The 15209-nt window shown below is 66.3% G+C and carries 14 protein-coding genes; 8 read left to right on the top strand and 6 right to left on the bottom strand.

Annotated elements, in window-relative coordinates:
• Positions 1-157: 157 nt before the first annotated feature.
• Together glnA and K7G82_RS25945 are read right to left on the bottom strand one after the other, a co-directional pair.
• Complete coding sequence (glnA, locus tag K7G82_RS25950; protein ID WP_222992876.1) at positions 158-1570, bottom strand: type I glutamate--ammonia ligase; 1413 nt, start codon at positions 1568-1570, stop codon at positions 158-160.
• 73 nt (positions 1571-1643) lie between these two features.
• The gene (locus K7G82_RS25945; RefSeq protein ID WP_222992875.1) at positions 1644-1982 is read right to left on the bottom strand and encodes a P-II family nitrogen regulator; all 339 of its coding nucleotides are present in this window, start codon (positions 1980-1982) and stop codon (positions 1644-1646) included.
• A 176-nt stretch (positions 1983-2158) separates the two neighbouring features.
• On the opposite strand from K7G82_RS25945, the gene K7G82_RS25940 reads away from it, so the two are divergent.
• Positions 2159-2866, top strand: a complete 708-nt coding sequence (locus K7G82_RS25940; protein WP_343228650.1) for an endonuclease V — start codon at positions 2159-2161, stop codon at positions 2864-2866.
• Here K7G82_RS25940 and map read toward each other — a convergent pair.
• Positions 2860-3684: a type I methionyl aminopeptidase gene (gene map / locus K7G82_RS25935; RefSeq protein ID WP_222992874.1), complete on the bottom strand. Its 825-nt coding sequence runs from the start codon at positions 3682-3684 to the stop codon at positions 2860-2862. The genes K7G82_RS25940 and map overlap by 7 nt on opposite strands.
• Before the next feature lie 106 nt (positions 3685-3790).
• Between map and K7G82_RS25930 the strand changes: the two genes are divergently transcribed.
• Together K7G82_RS25930 and K7G82_RS25925 are read left to right on the top strand one after the other, a co-directional pair.
• Entirely contained in the window at positions 3791-4549 is a 759-nt protein-coding gene (locus tag K7G82_RS25930; protein ID WP_222992873.1) for a competence/damage-inducible protein A, read from the top strand.
• Between the two features lie 27 nt (positions 4550-4576).
• Positions 4577-5734, top strand: a complete 1158-nt coding sequence (locus K7G82_RS25925; protein ID WP_222992872.1) for an aminotransferase class I/II-fold pyridoxal phosphate-dependent enzyme — start codon at positions 4577-4579, stop codon at positions 5732-5734.
• Here K7G82_RS25925 and K7G82_RS25920 read toward each other — a convergent pair.
• Genes K7G82_RS25920 through K7G82_RS25910 form a run of 3 tightly spaced genes read right to left on the bottom strand, consistent with a single transcriptional unit; the run spans position 5722 to position 9962 of the window.
• Positions 5722-6489 carry an SDR family NAD(P)-dependent oxidoreductase gene (locus K7G82_RS25920; RefSeq protein ID WP_222992871.1) on the bottom strand — a complete coding sequence of 256 codons (768 nt, stop codon included), beginning with the start codon at positions 6487-6489 and terminating at the stop codon, positions 5722-5724. The genes K7G82_RS25925 and K7G82_RS25920 overlap by 13 nt on opposite strands.
• Positions 6482-7714 (bottom strand): MFS transporter, encoded by a 1233-nt coding sequence (locus K7G82_RS25915; protein ID WP_222992870.1) that lies wholly within the window; start codon positions 7712-7714, stop codon positions 6482-6484. Before K7G82_RS25915 ends, K7G82_RS25920 begins: the two co-directional genes overlap by 8 nt.
• Positions 7715-7736: 22 nt before the next feature.
• On the bottom strand, positions 7737-9962 hold the full coding sequence (locus K7G82_RS25910) for a TonB-dependent receptor (RefSeq protein ID WP_222992869.1): 2226 nt from the start codon (positions 9960-9962) through the stop codon (positions 7737-7739).
• A 166-nt stretch (positions 9963-10128) separates the two neighbouring features.
• Here K7G82_RS25910 and K7G82_RS25905 point away from each other — a divergent pair, with 166 nt between their 5' ends.
• The 5 genes from K7G82_RS25905 to K7G82_RS25885 all read left to right on the top strand — a co-directional run bounded on the left by K7G82_RS25905 (position 10129) and on the right by K7G82_RS25885 (position 15208).
• Positions 10129-11043: a LysR family transcriptional regulator gene (locus tag K7G82_RS25905; protein ID WP_222992868.1), complete on the top strand. Its 915-nt coding sequence runs from the start codon at positions 10129-10131 to the stop codon at positions 11041-11043.
• 115 nt (positions 11044-11158) lie between these two features.
• A complete protein-coding gene (locus K7G82_RS25900; protein ID WP_222992867.1) occupies positions 11159-12736 on the top strand; it encodes a bifunctional 3-(3-hydroxy-phenyl)propionate/3-hydroxycinnamic acid hydroxylase in 1578 nt (525 codons plus the stop codon).
• A complete protein-coding gene (locus K7G82_RS25895; protein ID WP_222992866.1) occupies positions 12733-13266 on the top strand; it encodes a VOC family protein in 534 nt (177 codons plus the stop codon). The genes K7G82_RS25900 and K7G82_RS25895 overlap by 4 nt, the downstream gene beginning before the upstream one ends.
• On the top strand, positions 13263-14120 hold the full coding sequence (locus K7G82_RS25890; protein ID WP_222992865.1) for a fumarylacetoacetate hydrolase family protein: 858 nt from the start codon (positions 13263-13265) through the stop codon (positions 14118-14120). Before K7G82_RS25895 ends, K7G82_RS25890 begins: the two co-directional genes overlap by 4 nt.
• A complete protein-coding gene (locus K7G82_RS25885; RefSeq protein WP_222992864.1) occupies positions 14117-15208 on the top strand; it encodes a nuclear transport factor 2 family protein in 1092 nt (363 codons plus the stop codon). The genes K7G82_RS25890 and K7G82_RS25885 overlap by 4 nt, the downstream gene beginning before the upstream one ends.
• Position 15209 lies beyond the last annotated feature (1 nt).

Below are 15209 nucleotides of genomic sequence, written 5' to 3'. Positions count from 1 at the left end.
CGATTCCGGGGTTGCCGCATGAGATGGAGGTTCGGCGGGCAAAAGAAAACCCCGGAAGCGCGGGGCTTCCGGGGTCTCTTCGGATTGACGCACCTTTGAGGGTGCGATTTCCCAGCCGTAGGCTGTGCCAGCCTGCTTGAAATCGCTCGGGAAAGCGTCAGCCGCTATAGTACATGTCGTATTCGACCGGGCTCGGGGTCATCTCCCAGCGGGCGACGTCCTCGTACTTGAGCTCGATATAGGCCTCGATCTGGTCCTTGGTGAACACGTCGCCCTTCAGCAGGAAGTCCATGTCCGCGCTCAGCGACTCCAGCGCCTCGCGCAGCGACGCGCAGACGGTGGGCACTTCGGCCAGTTCCTCGGGCGGCAGGTCGTACAGATTCTTGTCCATCGGATCGCCCGGGTGGATCTTGTTCTGGATGCCGTCCAGGCCGGCCATCAGCAGCGCCGCATAGCAGAGATACGGATTGGCCAGCGCATCGGGGAAGCGGAATTCGACGCGCTTCGCCTTGCTGCCGGTGCCGTAGGGGATACGGCAGGAAGCGGAGCGGTTGCGGCTCGAATAAGCGAGCAGCACCGGCGCCTCATAACCCGGCACCAGCCGCTTGTAGCTGTTGGTGGTCGGGTTGGTGAAGGCGTTGAGCGCCTTGGCGTGCTTGATGACGCCGCCGATGAAGTACAGGCACATGTCGCTGAGGCCGGCATAGCCGTCGCCCGCGAACAGGGGCTTGCCCTTTTCCCAGATCGAGATGTGGGTGTGCATGCCCGATCCGTTGTCTTCCTTGATCGGCTTGGGCATGAACGTCGCGGTCTTGCCATAGGCGTTGGCGACCATGTGGACGACGTACTTGTAGATCTGCATGCGGTCCGCGGTCGTGACCAGCGTGCCGAAGGTCAGGCCCAGCTCGTGCTGCGCGGCCGCCACCTCATGGTGATGCTTGTCGCAGGGCAGGCCCATTTCGAGCATGGTCGAAACCATCTCGCCGCGGATATCCACCGCCGAGTCAACCGGCGCGACGGGGAAATAGCCGCCCTTGGCGCGCGGCCGATGGGCCAGGTTGCCGGCCTCGTACTTGGTGCCGCTGTTGGTCGGCAGCTCGATATCGTCGATCTTGTAATAGCTGGTGTTGTAGCCATTCTCGAAACGGACGTCGTCGAACATGAAGAATTCGGCTTCGGGGCCGACATAGACGGTGTCGCCGATCCCGATCGACTTCACATAGGCTTCGGCGCGCTTGGCGGTCGAGCGCGGATCGCGCGTATAGAGCTCGCCCGTGCCCGGCTCGACGACGTCGCAGAACAGGATGAGCATCGGCGTGGCCGAGAAGGGATCGACATAGACGGCGTCGAGATCGGGCTTCAGGATCATGTCCGACTCGTTGATCGCCTTCCAGCCTTCGATCGACGATCCGTCGAACATCAGGCCGTCGGTCAGCTCGTCCTCGCCGATCGCGCCGGCGACCATGGTCAGGTGCTGCCACTTGCCCTTGGGGTCCGTGAAGCGCAGATCGATCCACTCGATCTCCTGGTCCTTCACCATCTTCAAAATCGTCGCGGCGTCGTTGGCCATGTCCTTAATCACCTTCCTGAAAAACATGTGGGGCCGGCACGGCGCCGGTAGCCCATTTGACGTTCGGCATTGATCAGATTGCGTCGCCGTCCCGTTCGCCGGTGCGGATGCGCAGCGCGGTCTCGACGGGGATCACGAAGATCTTGCCGTCGCCGATCCGGCCGGTCTGGGCGGCGGATGCGATGGCTTCCACCACGCGATCGGCCAGCGAATCCTCGACGACGACCTCCAGCTTCACCTTGGGAAGGAAATCGACGACATATTCCGCCCCGCGATAAAGCTCGGTGTGGCCTTTCTGGCGTCCGAATCCCTTCGCCTCGGTGACGGTGATGCCCGACACGCCGACTTCGTGAAGCGCTTCCTTCACCTCATCGAGCTTGAACGGCTTGATGATCGCTTCGATCTTCTTCATCGGCGCTCCCCGACCTCCCCAATGCTGAACGCAACGCGCGTCTTTCAATAACCATGCCAATCGGCGATTCGCTCGCCTTGGCCGCATAGCCTATGTCGCACCGCACAATCGCTGCTGCAATATGCAGCATGATCGCAATATTGCCCAAAATTTGGGCAGGACTTGCGGATCGCATCGTGCGCGTCGATCTTTGCGACATGCATGCCCATTGGATCAGCCCTGACGGGATCTCCGCCGCGACCGTCGCGCAGCGCGAGATCGCGGCGGCCGCCGAACGCACGGACCGGATCGGCCCGGTGTGTTTGGTCGCCGGCGCCGATACCTCGATGAAGTGGCGGGACAGCCGCGGTCCGATCCATGCGGCGGTGGCGCCCATGGCCTGGCCGCCCGGCAACCCGATCGCGCCGGCCTGCGCCACGCTGGTGCCCGATATCCCTTATGTGCCCGGCTATCTCGGGTTTCGCGAATGCCCCGCGCTGATCGCGGCGTGGGAGCGGCTGGATCGGAAACCCGATCTGGTCCTGGTCGACGGGCACGGCATCTCGCACCCGCGCCGTTGCGGCATCGCGACGCATCTGGGCGTGCTGCTGGACGTACCGACGATCGGCTGCGCCAAGACGATCCTGTGCGGCAAGGTGGAGGGCGAACTGGGCGAGGCGCCGGGCAGCCTGGCGCCGCTCGTCGATCGCGGCGAAATGGTGGGCATGGCGCTGCGCACGCGGGCAAGGGCGCTGCCCATCTATGTCAGCACCGGGCACCGCGTCTCGCTTCCGAGCGCGATCGACTGGGTGACGCGCCTTGGCGACGGCCGTCGCCTGCCGCTGCCGATCCGCATGGCGCATGATGCGGCCAATGCGGCGCGGCGCGCCAGCATGGATCAATAAGGCGGGCGGTGCAGCCCCTTCGGGCTTTCGGTGAAGATCTCGCAGCCGGTTTCGGTGATGCCGATCGAATGTTCGAACTGCGCCGACAGCGTCTTGTCGCGCGTCACCGCCGTCCAGCCGTCGTCGAGCATCTTCACCGAAGGCTTGCCGATATTGATCATCGGCTCGATCGTGAAGAACATGCCGGGGCGCAGTTCCGGGCCGGTGCCGGGGCGGCCGGCATGGACCACCTCGGGCGCGTCGTGGAACAACTGGCCCACGCCGTGTCCGCAGAAATCGCGGACCACGCCATAGCGATATTTCTCGGCATGGCTCTGGATGACATGCGCGATGTCGCCCATCCGGTTGCCCGGCTTCGCCTGCTCGATGCCCAGCATCAGGCATTCATAGGTCACGTCGACCAGCCGTTTCGCCTTGATCGGCACATCGCCGACCAGGAACATGCGGCTGGTGTCGCCGTGCCAGCCGTCGACGATCGGGGTCACGTCGATATTGACGATGTCGCCGTCGCGCAGCACCCGGTCCCCCGGAATGCCGTGGCAGATCACATGGTTGATCGATGTGCAGCAGCTATGCGTATAGCCGCGATAATTGAGCGTCGCGGGAATGCCGCCGCCGCGCAGCGTGTGTTCGCGCACGATATCGTCGATCTCGCCGGTGGTGACGCCGGGCACGACATGCGGCACCAGCGCATCGAGGATGTCCGCGGCCAGCCGCCCGGCCTTGCGCATGCCTTCGAAGCCCGCCGGGCCATGCAGCTTGATCGCGCCATTGCGCGAGAGCGTGCCGAGATCCTCGGCCATCACATATTCGGTCATGCCTTGGATATAGCGCGGCGGGTTTTCGAAAACAACGAAGCGGAATCGCGCCTGCCGCCTTCGACCCCCTTTGCGCGGCGGCGCGGCGCGGCTAAGGGCAGGGGCGATGAGCGACGAACGGATCTGGACCGCGGGACTGTGCGTGATCGGGGACGAGATCCTGTCCGGCCGCACGCAGGACAAGAATGTCGCGCAGATCGGGCTTTGGCTCAATCTCCAGGGCATCCGGCTCGCCGAAGTGCGTGTCGTCGCCGATCGCGAGGAGGCGATCGTCGAGGCGGTGAATCAGCTGCGCGCGCGCAACGATTATCTGTTCACCACCGGCGGGATCGGGCCGACGCATGACGACATCACCGTCGATGCGATCGCTGCCGCGCTCGGCGTCGGCGTGGTCATCCATCCGCGCGCGCGCGCGGCGCTCGAAGCTTATTACGCCACGCGCGGCGGGCTGACCGATGCGCGGCTGCGCATGGCGCGCGTGCCCGACGGAGCCGATCTGATCGAGAATCGCACCTCCGGCGCGCCGGGCATCCGTGTCGGCAATATCTTCATCATGGCCGGCGTGCCCGCCATCACGGCCGGCATGCTCGACGCGCTGACGGGTACGATCGAAGGTGGCCGTCCGCTCTTGTCGCATGTCGTCGGCTGCTGGGTCGCCGAAAGCGAGATCGCGGACATGCTGGGCGCCACCGAGCGCGCGCATCCCGGCTGCCAGATCGGCAGCTATCCCTTTTTCCGCGAAGGGCGCACCGGCGCCAATTTCGTGATCCGCTCGACCGACGAGGCGGCGCTGGCCGCCTGTGCCGACGCACTGTCCGCCGCCCTCGCCGCACTGGGGCGCGATCCCGTCGACGGCGGCATCTGAGACGACCGCATAACAGGACTGACCTTCATGACCGCCCAGATCGATCCGTTCCACGCCATGACGATCAGCACGCTCGCGCACCGCATGATCGCGGAGGGGCGTTCGGTGATCCACATGGAATTCGGCCAGCCCTCCACCGGCGCTCCGGCCAAGGCGATCGCGGTCGCGCATCATGTGCTCGATACGGACGGCATGGGCTATTGGGAGAATCCGGCGCTCAAGGAGCGGATCGCGCGCCATTATCTCGAAACCTATGGCGTCACCATCGATCCCGCGCAGCTGATCCTGACCTGCGGCGCGTCGCCCGCCTTCGTGCTGGCGCTGAGCTGCGCCTTCGCGCCCGGCGCGCGGGTCGCGCTCGCCCGGCCCGGCTATGTCGCCTATCGCAACACGCTGAAGGCGATGCACATGGTGCCGCTGGAGATCGCCTGCGGCGCGGAGGAGCGTTTCCAGCTTTCCGCCGCCGCCATCGCCGCGATCGAACCCGCGCCCGATGGCGTGATCGTCGCGAGCCCGGCCAATCCCACCGGCACGATCATCGCCGAGGACGAGATGCGCGCGATCGTCGAGGTGTGCCGCGCGCGCGGCATCCGCATCATCTCCGACGAGATCTATCACGGGCTCAGCTATGTGGGGCAGGCGCGCTCGATGCTGCAGGACGAGCCCGAGGCGCTGATCGTCAACAGCTTCTCCAAATATTTCAGCATGGCGGGCTGGCGGCTCGGCTGGCTGGTGGTGCCGCCCGCGCTGATCGCGGCGGCGCGCGCGCGGATGAGCAACCTGTTCCTGACGCCGCCGTCGCTCAGCCAGCATGCCGGGCTTGCCGCCTTCGATTGCCGTGACGAGCTGGAAGGGCATATCGAGACCTATCGCCGCAATCGCGACCTGATGCTCGCGGCTTTGCCCACGCTCGGCCTCACCAGCATCGCGCCGCCCGACGGCGCGTTCTACATCTATGCCGATATCGGCCATCTGACCGATGACAGCCTGGCCTTCTGCACGAAGCTGCTGGAGGATACCGGGGTCGCGACCGCGCCCGGCGTCGATTTCGATCCGGTCGAGGGGCATCGCTTCATGCGGTTCAGCTTCGCGGTCTCGACCGATCGCGTCGAGGATGCGATCGCGCGCATGATCCCCTGGTTCGCGGAGCAGGGCGCGCGGGTGGCGGAGGCTCAGCCGGCCTGATCGTCGCGCCGGAGCCCCACGATCGGGCGACTGAGCAATCCCCCGTCGACGGGCAGCGCCGCGCCGTTGACATAGGATGACATGCCGCTCGCCAGGAACAGGATCGTTTGTGCGATCTCGGCGGGTTCGGCGAAGCGGCCTTCTGGAATCTGTTCGATCCAGGCCTGGCGATAGGCGGGGGGCATGCCGGCGGTCATCGGCGTTTCCGCCATGCCGGGCATCACGCAATTGCAGCGCAGCGGGAGGCCGGAAAGGGCCGCCGCCGCCGCGACGCTTTTCGTCAGTTGCGCCACCGCCGCCTTGGATGCGCCATAGGCGCCCAGCGCCGGGCTCGGTGCCGCCGCCGCGCTCGACGCGATGTTCACGATCGCACCCGGCCGCGCGTGCGCCATATGGCGCAGCATGGCCTGGCAGCCGAGCAAGGTGCCCTCGACATTGACGGCGAAGACGCGGCGCCAGTTGTCCAGAGACACCGTCTCGATCGCTGCCGCGTCGCCGGCCCCCGCCGATGCGATGCCGGCCGCGTTGACGAGGATGTCGAGCCCGCCATCCTCCCGGCCGATCCTGTCGAAAGCGGCGTCCCATGCCGCCGCATCGGTGACGTCGAGCGCGATTTCCCCGGCGCCCGGCAGATCGGCGCGCCGGACGACCGCGCCTTCCGCCGCGAACAGCGCGGCGGTGGCGGCGCCGATGCCGGATGCCGCGCCGGTGACGAGCGCGACTTGCCCCGCCAGCAATCCCCGGGGCTCAGGCACGCGCGGCCACGCCGTCCGGCGCTGCCGCGTCGCGCGTGATGCGTGAGGGATTGGGCAGCGTCATCAGGATCACCGCGCCCGCGACCGTGCCGATCGTCGAGACGATCAGCGCGACCGAATAGCCGCCGCCAAGCCCCGCGACCTTGCTGATCAGCACCGGGCTGGCGCCCGCCGAGGTGATCAGGCAGGCATAAGCGAGCGCATAGAGCCGGCCGAAGCTTTCCAGGCCGAAATAGCGCGAGATGAAATAGGCCATGATGTCGAGTTCGGCGCCGATGGTGAGCCCGATGCCGAGCGCGGCGATGCCGACCAGGACCGGATCGGACTGGAGCAGCAGGGCGCAGCTGAGGCCGGAGATGATGAAGGCGATCGCCGCCACCCATTGCGGCGGGAAATGATCGAGCGCCCAGCCCGATCCCATGCGGCCGGCCAGCACGGCGACGCCGATCAGCGACTGGATCTGCGCCGCCCCCTCGGGCGAGAAGCCGCGTTCGCGCAACAGGCTGATCATGTGGAGGAGATAGCCGCCGCTGAAAAAGGCGGGGGCGAGGAAGCCGAGCAGCATCATCCAGAAGAGCGGACGGCGGAGCGCGGAGAAATCGCCGGTCTTGAGCGACGGCGCCGCGCTTTCCCCATGCGCGCTTCCTTCGCTGCGGATCAACAGCACGCCGGCCCCGCCGAGCAGGAGCACCAGCCCGGCCATCACCAGATAGCCGCCGCGCCAGCCAAGCTGATCGATCACCCAGGTCGCCCAGATCGGCCCGGTGATCGCCATGATGCCGAGGCCGCTGATCATCAGCCCCAGCGCCAGGCCGCGCGACCGGTCGAACCGGGTCGTCACCATGCGGGCGAAACCCGGCGGGGTCGTGCCGACGCCCAGGATCGCGAGCAGCAGGATGCCGGCGGCATAAAAGCTGAAATCGGCCGGGATCAGCCCGAGCAGCGCAAAGGCCAGGGCCTCGCCGATCACCGCGATCGAGACGATGCGCAGCGCGCCATAGCGATCCATCAGCACGCCCGCGAAGGGCGCGCAGATCGCGACGCTGGCCGAGAGGATCAGCGTCGCCAGCGACATCTGGTCGCGCGTGAAGCCGGCATCGGTGGTCAGCGCATGGACGAACGCGCCGCTGGTATAGGCGTGCAGGCCGATCGTGCCGATCGAAGCGGCGATGGTGCATCCCGCCAGCGTGCGCCAATGCTGCCGGAATTCCTGCGACACCGCCATGTGCTTCTCCCTTTCGCGCGCGTCAGAATTTGAACGCGGCCGATGCGCCGATCACGCGCGGCTTGTTCAGCCCGACCTGCGGATAGCTGAAGGTGACCGCCGCCGTGTTGATGATCCGGGCGTTGGCCAGATTGGTCCCGAAGATCGAGAATGACCAGCGCTCGTCGTTCGGCTTCAGCGTCAGTCGCGCCCCGATCTCGCCATTGGCGGGATCCTGCCAGGGCTGCGCGGTCTGATCGGTGAAGAAGAAATAGATGCGGTCGCGCCAGCGATAATTGGCTTCCGCCGTCAGCATCAGCTCTCCACCCAGTTCGAAATCCTGTTCCGCCTGGACGAAGACTTGCCATTCGGGCGTGCGCGGCAACTTGTTGCCCGTCGCGTCGACGGGGCGGTCGAGCGTGTCGCGCGCGGTGGGGAAGCTCGTGAATTTCGCATCGGTATAGGCAAGGTTGCCGGTCAGGCGCGTCATCGGGCCGGGGCGGGCGACCAGTTCCAGCTCGATGCCCTTGATCCGCGCTTCCGCCGCATTGGTGATGATCGCGCCGCCGGTCGGCACGCCCGCGCGCAGCTGAAGGTTCGAATAGTCGGACAGGAAGGCCGCGAACGAGAAATTGAGCGCCCGGCCGAGCAGGCTGCCCTTGGCGCCGACTTCCCAGCTCTTGTTGACCTCCGGTTCATAGGAGGGCTGCACCGCGAAGGGGTTATAGCCGCCGGCGCGGAAGCCCCGGCCATAGCCCGCGAAGAACATCAGGTCGCGCGAGGGCTGGTAGACGAGTTTCGCGCGATAGGATGTGTCGGTCCAGGTCTCGCTCGGCGGAGCATAGATGGTGGTGGTCGTCACCTTGGTATCAAGGTTGGTCGGCTGGATGATCGCATCGAGCGTCTTCTTGTCATGCGTGTAGCGGATGCCGCCGATGATGTGGAACTGCTCGGTCACGCGGAAGGTCGCGTCGGCGAAGGCGGCATAGGATGTGGTGTCGAGATCGCCGCGATATTTGGTGACGGTGTTGGTCGGCAGCGAGAAGCGCAGATTATAGATGTCGTCGTCGTAGAATTGATGCTCATCGAAGAAATAGGCGCCCAGGATCCACGAGAAGCGCCGGTTGCCCGACGATTGCAGGCGGAGCTCCTGGCTAAACTGGCGGCTGCGGGCGTCATTGTGGTTATAGCCCATGCGTGCGGTGGCGAGCCCGTCGGAATCGTTGGTGCCCTCGACCAGCGCGCGCCGCCAGCCGGTGACGGAGACGAGATCGACGCCGCCGAACGAATATTGCAGCTTCGCCGCGAAACCGCCGGTGCGCACCGTCGTGTCGGTGCCGGGGTCGAGCGCGATGATGTCGTCCTTGAAGATCGCCTTGCGATCGGCGGGGAGCAGGGGGGCGTTGGGCGTCGCGGTGCCTGCCGGCACCAGCGCGCCCGTGGGCGAGGTGCTGAAATTGGTGTTGGCGTAGCGGAAGATCGCGGGCTGGTTGTTGGTCCAGCTATAGTCGCCGACGATGCGCGCGTCGAAATCGCCCGATTCATAGGTGAGGACCAGGCGCGACTGGAAGCTTTCGGCGCCGCCGATATGCTTGTCGGTGACGGGATTATAGGCCCAGCCGCGATCGTTGACATAGCCGGCCGCGACACGCGCGGCGAGGCCGCCGCCAAGCGATCCCGATACCGCCGCCTGCGCGCGGAATTCGAGCGGGTCGGCGATGCTGGCGTTGATATGGCCGCTGAACGCGTCGGTCGGATCGGCGCTGCGGATCAGGATGGCGCCGGCGGTCGCGTTGCGGCCCTGCAAGGTGCCCTGCGGCCCGCGCACGATCTCGATGCCGCCAAGATCGAGCAGGTCGGACATGCCGACGGTAACGCCGCGCGCGATATAGATGTCGTCGACATAGACGGCGACCGGCTCGTCACCGGTGTTGAGCGCCAGGCCGGTGGCGCCGCGCAACGTGATATAGGTGCGGCCGCCGCCCGAATTGCCGTGGAAGAAGACGCCGGGCACCACGCCCTGAAGCTCGGCGAAATTGCGGGCGTTGGTGCTTTCGAGCAGCTCGGGATTGACGACGGTGATCGAGATCGGAACGTCCTGAAGGCGTTCGGAGCGCTTCTGCGCGGTCACGACGATCTCGGCCTCGCGCGGTGCGCTTTCGTCGGCGGGCCGGTCCTGCGCCAGCGCCGGCGCGGCTGCGAATCCGATCGCCAGTGCCGACGCGGCGCCGATCATCCGGCTGCGCGTCGTCGTGACTTGAAGTGCCATCTTCCCCTCCATGCGTCGCTTTATTTGATCGTGCTTTTGGACAGGGGCGGGGGTGGACAAAAGTGAAACTTGTGCGCGGAGCAATAATCTGAGGTTATCGCCGGTTGCCGAAGCCGCCACTTCCTCTCATTATTCGCATGGCTGAAACGAGCGGCGGGAGGATAGGATGGACCTGAGATTGTTGCGCTATTTCATGGCGTGCGTCGAGAACAAGACCATGCATGCTGCCGCCGAAGCGGTGCATGTCTCGCAGCCCGCGCTCAGCAAGGCGATCCACAGCCTGGAGGCGCAACTGGGCGTGCCCTTGCTCGACCGGCGACCGCGCGGCGTGGAGCCCACGCGCTTCGGCGAGACGCTGTTCCGCTATGCCAAGCTGATCGACAGCGAGGTGCGGCGCGCCGTGGCGGAGATCGACGCGATGCGCGGGTTGACGCGCGGTACGATCGTGATCGGCGTGATCCCGACGATGAGCAGCGTGATGGCCGATGTCGCCCGCACCGTGATGGCGACACTGCCCGGCCTCCGGCTGAAGCTGAAGATCGCCTTCTCCGCCGAACTGACCGCGGCATTGCTCGATGGCGAGCTGGATACCGCGCTGCTGCTGCTTCCGGCGAACAGCGATCCGCTCGGCCTGGCCTTCGAACCCCTGGTTCAGACCGGGCCGCGCGTGGCGACGCGGCCCGGCCATCCGCTCGTCGGCCGCAAGGACCTGTCGCTCGCCGATCTCGCCGCCTTTCCCTGGCTCATTCCCGATTATCCGCCGTCGCATCGCGAGATCATCAATCGCGCATTCCTCGATGCCGGGGTGCCGCCGCCGCAAAGCGCGATCGACGTCAGTACCGTGATCCTGTTCGATTCGGTGGTGCAGGACAGCGATCTCATCACGGTGGTGCCGTCCACGCTGCTCAGCACGCGCCCGACGAACCTGACCGCGCTGGAGGTCGATTTCGCCTTTCCGCCCGAACAGGTGGGGCTCGCCTATCGCCAGCACAGTTCGCTGCTGCCCGGCGCCCGCGCGGTGATGCAGCTGATCCGCGACGCCTGCGCGGCGCTTCCGGGGGCTGTTTCGGCAAAGCGATAATCCCTGGTTATCGAAATCGGCTTCAACGGTCTTTGTCACTCAAGTCGAGCGCCGATAGCCCTCCGCCGAACAGCATCGCCGATCGGGGCGACGCGGCAGGGGTTGGTCGACGGGCATGACGGGTTCCGACGCGTACGATATCGCGATCATCGGCATGGGGCCGGTGGGGGCGGCTGCCGCCAATCTCGCGGGAACGGCGGGATTGCGCACGCTGGTGCTCGAACGCGGCGACATGCCCTATCGGCAGCCGCGCGCGATCGTCTTCGACGCGGAGATCATGCGGATCTTCGCGTCGGTGGGGCTGGCGGAACGCATTGCCGAAGTGACGAAGCCGCTTGGCGGCTCGATCTATCTCGGGGCAGATCTTCAGCCGATCCGCAGTTTTCGCGCGCCGCTTCCGGCCGATCCGCTCGCGTGGCATTCGAGCAATCTCTTCTACCAGCCGCAACTGGAAGCGCTGCTGCGCGCGGGGCTCCAGCGCTTCGCGCATGTCGATGTCCGCACCGGGCATGATGTTCTGGCGATCGAGGATGGCGCCATCCGGATGCGCGGATCCGATGGCGACGAAGCGATCGCGCATGCCCGCTTCATCCTGGCGTGCGACGGCGCGAGCAGCACGGTGCGCAAGAGCCTTGGCATCCCGCTCGACGATATCGGGTTCGAGGAACGCTGGCTGGTGATCGACACTTTGGTCGACGGGCCGATGCGCTGGCCCGAAAGCCACGGCATCCCGCCCGAGGTGCGCGACGGCCGCTATTCGCTGATGGTCTGCGATCCGGCGCGCCCGGCCACGCTGATCCCGGGGGCGGGGCGCCATCGCCGCTGGGAATATATGCTGCTGGCCGGGGAGAGCGACGATCGCGTGCTGGCGGACGGATGGCTGCGCGGCCTGATCGGCGACTGGATCGATCCCGACGATGTCGAGATCGTGCGCGCCGCCGTCTATCGTTTCCGGGCGCTGCTCGCCGCGCGCTGGCGCGCCGGCAATGTGTTCCTGCTGGGTGATGCCGCGCACCAGACCCCGCCATTCTACGGCCAGGGCATGTGCCACGGCATTCGCGACGCGGCGCAACTGATGTGGCGGCTGGCGCTGGTGCTGCGCGGGCAAGCGGACGACGCACTGCTCGACGGCTATCAGCCCGAACGCGAGCCCCATGTCCGCGCGATCATTTCCGCTTCGGTCGCGGCCGGCGCCGCCGTCTGCATGACCGATCCCGACGAGGCCGCGCGGCGCGACGAGGCATTTCGCGCGGCGGAGCGCGGCCGCAGCGGCACCGTCGCGATGGCCGATATCGTGCCGCCGATCCGCGCAGGCCTGGTCGATGCGGCGAGCGGCGGCATGCGCCTGCCCGAATTCGTCGTCGATACGTCCGATGGCCGCCGCCACCTCGATCGGCTGCTGGGCGGACGCTTCGCGCTGGTGACAGCGCAAGAAGCGGGGCTGGCGATCGGCGATCCGCGCTGGCCCGCGATCGACGGGCGGATCTGCGCCACGTCCAATCCGGCGCTCGCGAACTGGCTCGGCGACCGCGCGGCGGACTGGGCGCTGGTCCGGCCCGACCGCTATGTTTTCGCGATCGGACGCGGGCAGGCGGCGCTCGACGCCATGGTCGCGGCGCTGTTCGATCAATTGCACATCCAGCCGGACGCCGCCGTGGCGCCGCCGGCCGCCACGGAGACCGCCCAGCCATGACGCGCATCAATTTCTCGCTCAACCATGTCGGCATCTATGTGATCGATATCGATCGGATGACCGATTTTTACACCAGCTTCTTCGGCTTCATCGTCACCGACGAGCGGACCGATGTGAACCCGATCCGCTTCATGACGATGTCGCCCGACGAGCATCACCAGTTGCTGCTGGCATCGGGCCGCGCGCCGGACAGCCCGTCGACCGTCGCGCAGATATCCTTTCTGCTCGACGATTTCGCGCAGTTGCGCGCGGTGCACGATCGGGCGCAGGCCGATCCCCGGATCACCAGGATCTGGACGCTCGACCATGGCAATAGCTGGACCGTCTATTTCCGCGATCCCGAGGACAATATCATCGAGACCTATGTCCACACGCCCTGGCACATCAGCCAGCCCTATGGGACGCCGATCGATTTCTCGCTGTCCGACGAGGAGATCTTCGCGGCGACCGAGCAGGCGGTGAAGGCCAATCCCAGCTACATGCCCGCCGGCGATTTCCGCGAAACGCTGGTGGAACGGCTGGGACAATGAGGCTGGTCACGTATCTCGGCGGATCGGTGCGGCGTGTCGGCGTTGTGCGGAACGATCGCGTCTTCGCCATCGACGCATCGTCGATGGAGGATCTGCTGGCCGAAGGAGAGGCGGGCATGGCGCGCGCCGCCCGCGCCGCCGAAACCGGATCGGGCGAGGCGCTGGCCGATGTCCGGCTGCTGGCGCCGGTGCTGCGCCCGCGCAAGTTCCTGGGCATCGCCGCCAATTATCAGAGCCATATCGACGAGGTGAAGGCCGCCAATCCCGATTACGTCCCGCCCGTCCACCAGCGCTGGTTCGTGAAGCTGCCGACATCGATCAACGGCCCTTACGATCCGATCCTGCTGCCGCCCGAGGGCAGCGAACTCGATTGGGAAGTGGAGCTGGCGATCGTCATCGGCCGGCGATGCCGGCGCGTTTCCGCCGATCGCGCGCACGAAATGGTCGCGGGCTATACGATCTGCAACGATGTCAGCGTGCGCGACTGGCAGCGACGCAGCCCGACGATCATGCTGGGCAAGTCGTTCGACAGCCATGGTCCGCTTGGGCCATGGATCGTGACGCCCGACGAACTGGGCGATCCGCATGCGCTGCGCCTGCGCTGCCTGGTCAATGGCGAGGTGGTGCAGGACGGATCGACGAGCGAGATGCTCAACAGTTGCTGGGAACAGATCGCCTATCTGTCGACGGTCTGCACGCTGGAGCCGGGCGACGTGCTGGCGACGGGCACGCCCAAGGGCACGGGCGGATCGATGAAGCCGCCGCGCTTCCTGAAACCCGGCGATCGGGTGCGGTGCGAGATAGACGGGATCGGCGCGATCGAGGCCGATGTGGAGAAGGAGCGGGTCGAGTGAGTGCGGTCGAGCGATACAAGATCAAGCAGGAGATACTGGACCTGCTCAATTCGCGCGCGCGCGGCGCCGACCGTTACGATCCCGCGCTGATGAAGGCGTGCCATCCCGTCGACGGCACCGACAATCACGGCACCTATCAGGGGCTGATGCACGGTTTCATCGACAGCCTGGAAGCCGCGCGGCTGAAGGGGCCGGAATGTCTCTCCAAGCTCCATATCATCGGCAATGCGCTGTTCGATTTCCGCGACGACGGCGACGTGTTCGTCGAAAGCTATCATGTCGCGCACGAGACGTTCGTGGAGGGAGACGCCACCGTCTTCTTCCATATCGGCGGGCGTTATCTCGACACCTTCAGGCATGTGGACGGGCGCTGGCTGATCCAGCACCGCGACATCGTCTATGATTGGTCGCGGGTGATGCCGGGCACCGCGCCTTTCTGGAATCCCGAAACCCAGCCCGCGCATCTGATGGGCACACGCACTGCCCAGGATCCGCTCTACGCGGCGGGCGGCGCGACCCGTGGCGCGCTTCTTCCCTCCATCAGCATCAAGGAACCGATCGACATGGACGCAGTCATCCAGCAGCTTCTCGACAAGCAGGCCATCGCCGAGGTGCTTTATCGCCGCGCGCGGGCGGGTGATCGTTCGGATGCGGAACTGGCGCATGGCTGCTATCATCCCGGCGCGACCGAACGGCATGGCGAGTTCGAGGGCCTGGCGACCGAGTTCATCGATGTGGTCTCGTTCACCCGGCCCCGGCCCGGATCGCCGATCAAGGGCATGATGCACATGATCACGAACATCCTCTGCGAGTTCGGCGATGCCGACCATGCCTTCGTCGAAAGCTATCATGTCGCCTGGTGCCAGATGACCGACGGCACCGATGCCGAGATCGGCGGCCGTTATCTCGACCGGTTCGAACGGCGCGACGGGCGCTGGGCGATCACGCACCGCGACGTGATCTTCGACTGGAGCCGCATGGAGCCGGAGACCGCGAAATTCTGGGAGCGCCATCCCGCCAAGCCCTTCCTGTTCGGCAAGCGCGGCGCGGATGATCCGCTCTATGCCTATGTCGAACGGGCGGCCTGAT

This window comes from Sphingomonas colocasiae (assembly GCF_019880585.1).
Lineage (GTDB): Bacteria > Pseudomonadota > Alphaproteobacteria > Sphingomonadales > Sphingomonadaceae > Sphingobium_A > Sphingobium_A colocasiae.
This window is presented reverse-complemented; position numbering and strand designations above follow the sequence as displayed.

Bases quoted from the DNA above. Each gene is read 5' to 3' on its own strand.
- glnA (WP_222992876.1), bottom strand. From the start codon at position 1,570: ATGGCCAACGACGCCGCGACGATTTTGAAGATGGTGAAGGACCAGGAG.
- K7G82_RS25945 (WP_222992875.1), bottom strand. From the start codon at position 1,982: ATGAAGAAGATCGAAGCGATCATCAAGCCGTTCAAGCTCGATGAGGTG.
- map (WP_222992874.1), bottom strand. From the start codon at position 3,684: ATGACCGAATATGTGATGGCCGAGGATCTCGGCACGCTCTCGCGCAAT.
- K7G82_RS25930 (WP_222992873.1), top strand. From the start codon at position 3,791: ATGAGCGACGAACGGATCTGGACCGCGGGACTGTGCGTGATCGGGGAC.
- K7G82_RS25925 (WP_222992872.1), top strand. From the start codon at position 4,577: ATGACCGCCCAGATCGATCCGTTCCACGCCATGACGATCAGCACGCTC.
- K7G82_RS25915 (WP_222992870.1), bottom strand. From the start codon at position 7,714: ATGGCGGTGTCGCAGGAATTCCGGCAGCATTGGCGCACGCTGGCGGGA.
- K7G82_RS25910 (WP_222992869.1), bottom strand. From the start codon at position 9,962: ATGGCACTTCAAGTCACGACGACGCGCAGCCGGATGATCGGCGCCGCG.
- K7G82_RS25905 (WP_222992868.1), top strand. From the start codon at position 10,129: ATGGACCTGAGATTGTTGCGCTATTTCATGGCGTGCGTCGAGAACAAG.
- K7G82_RS25900 (WP_222992867.1), top strand. From the start codon at position 11,159: ATGACGGGTTCCGACGCGTACGATATCGCGATCATCGGCATGGGGCCG.
- K7G82_RS25895 (WP_222992866.1), top strand. From the start codon at position 12,733: ATGACGCGCATCAATTTCTCGCTCAACCATGTCGGCATCTATGTGATC.
- K7G82_RS25890 (WP_222992865.1), top strand. From the start codon at position 13,263: ATGAGGCTGGTCACGTATCTCGGCGGATCGGTGCGGCGTGTCGGCGTT.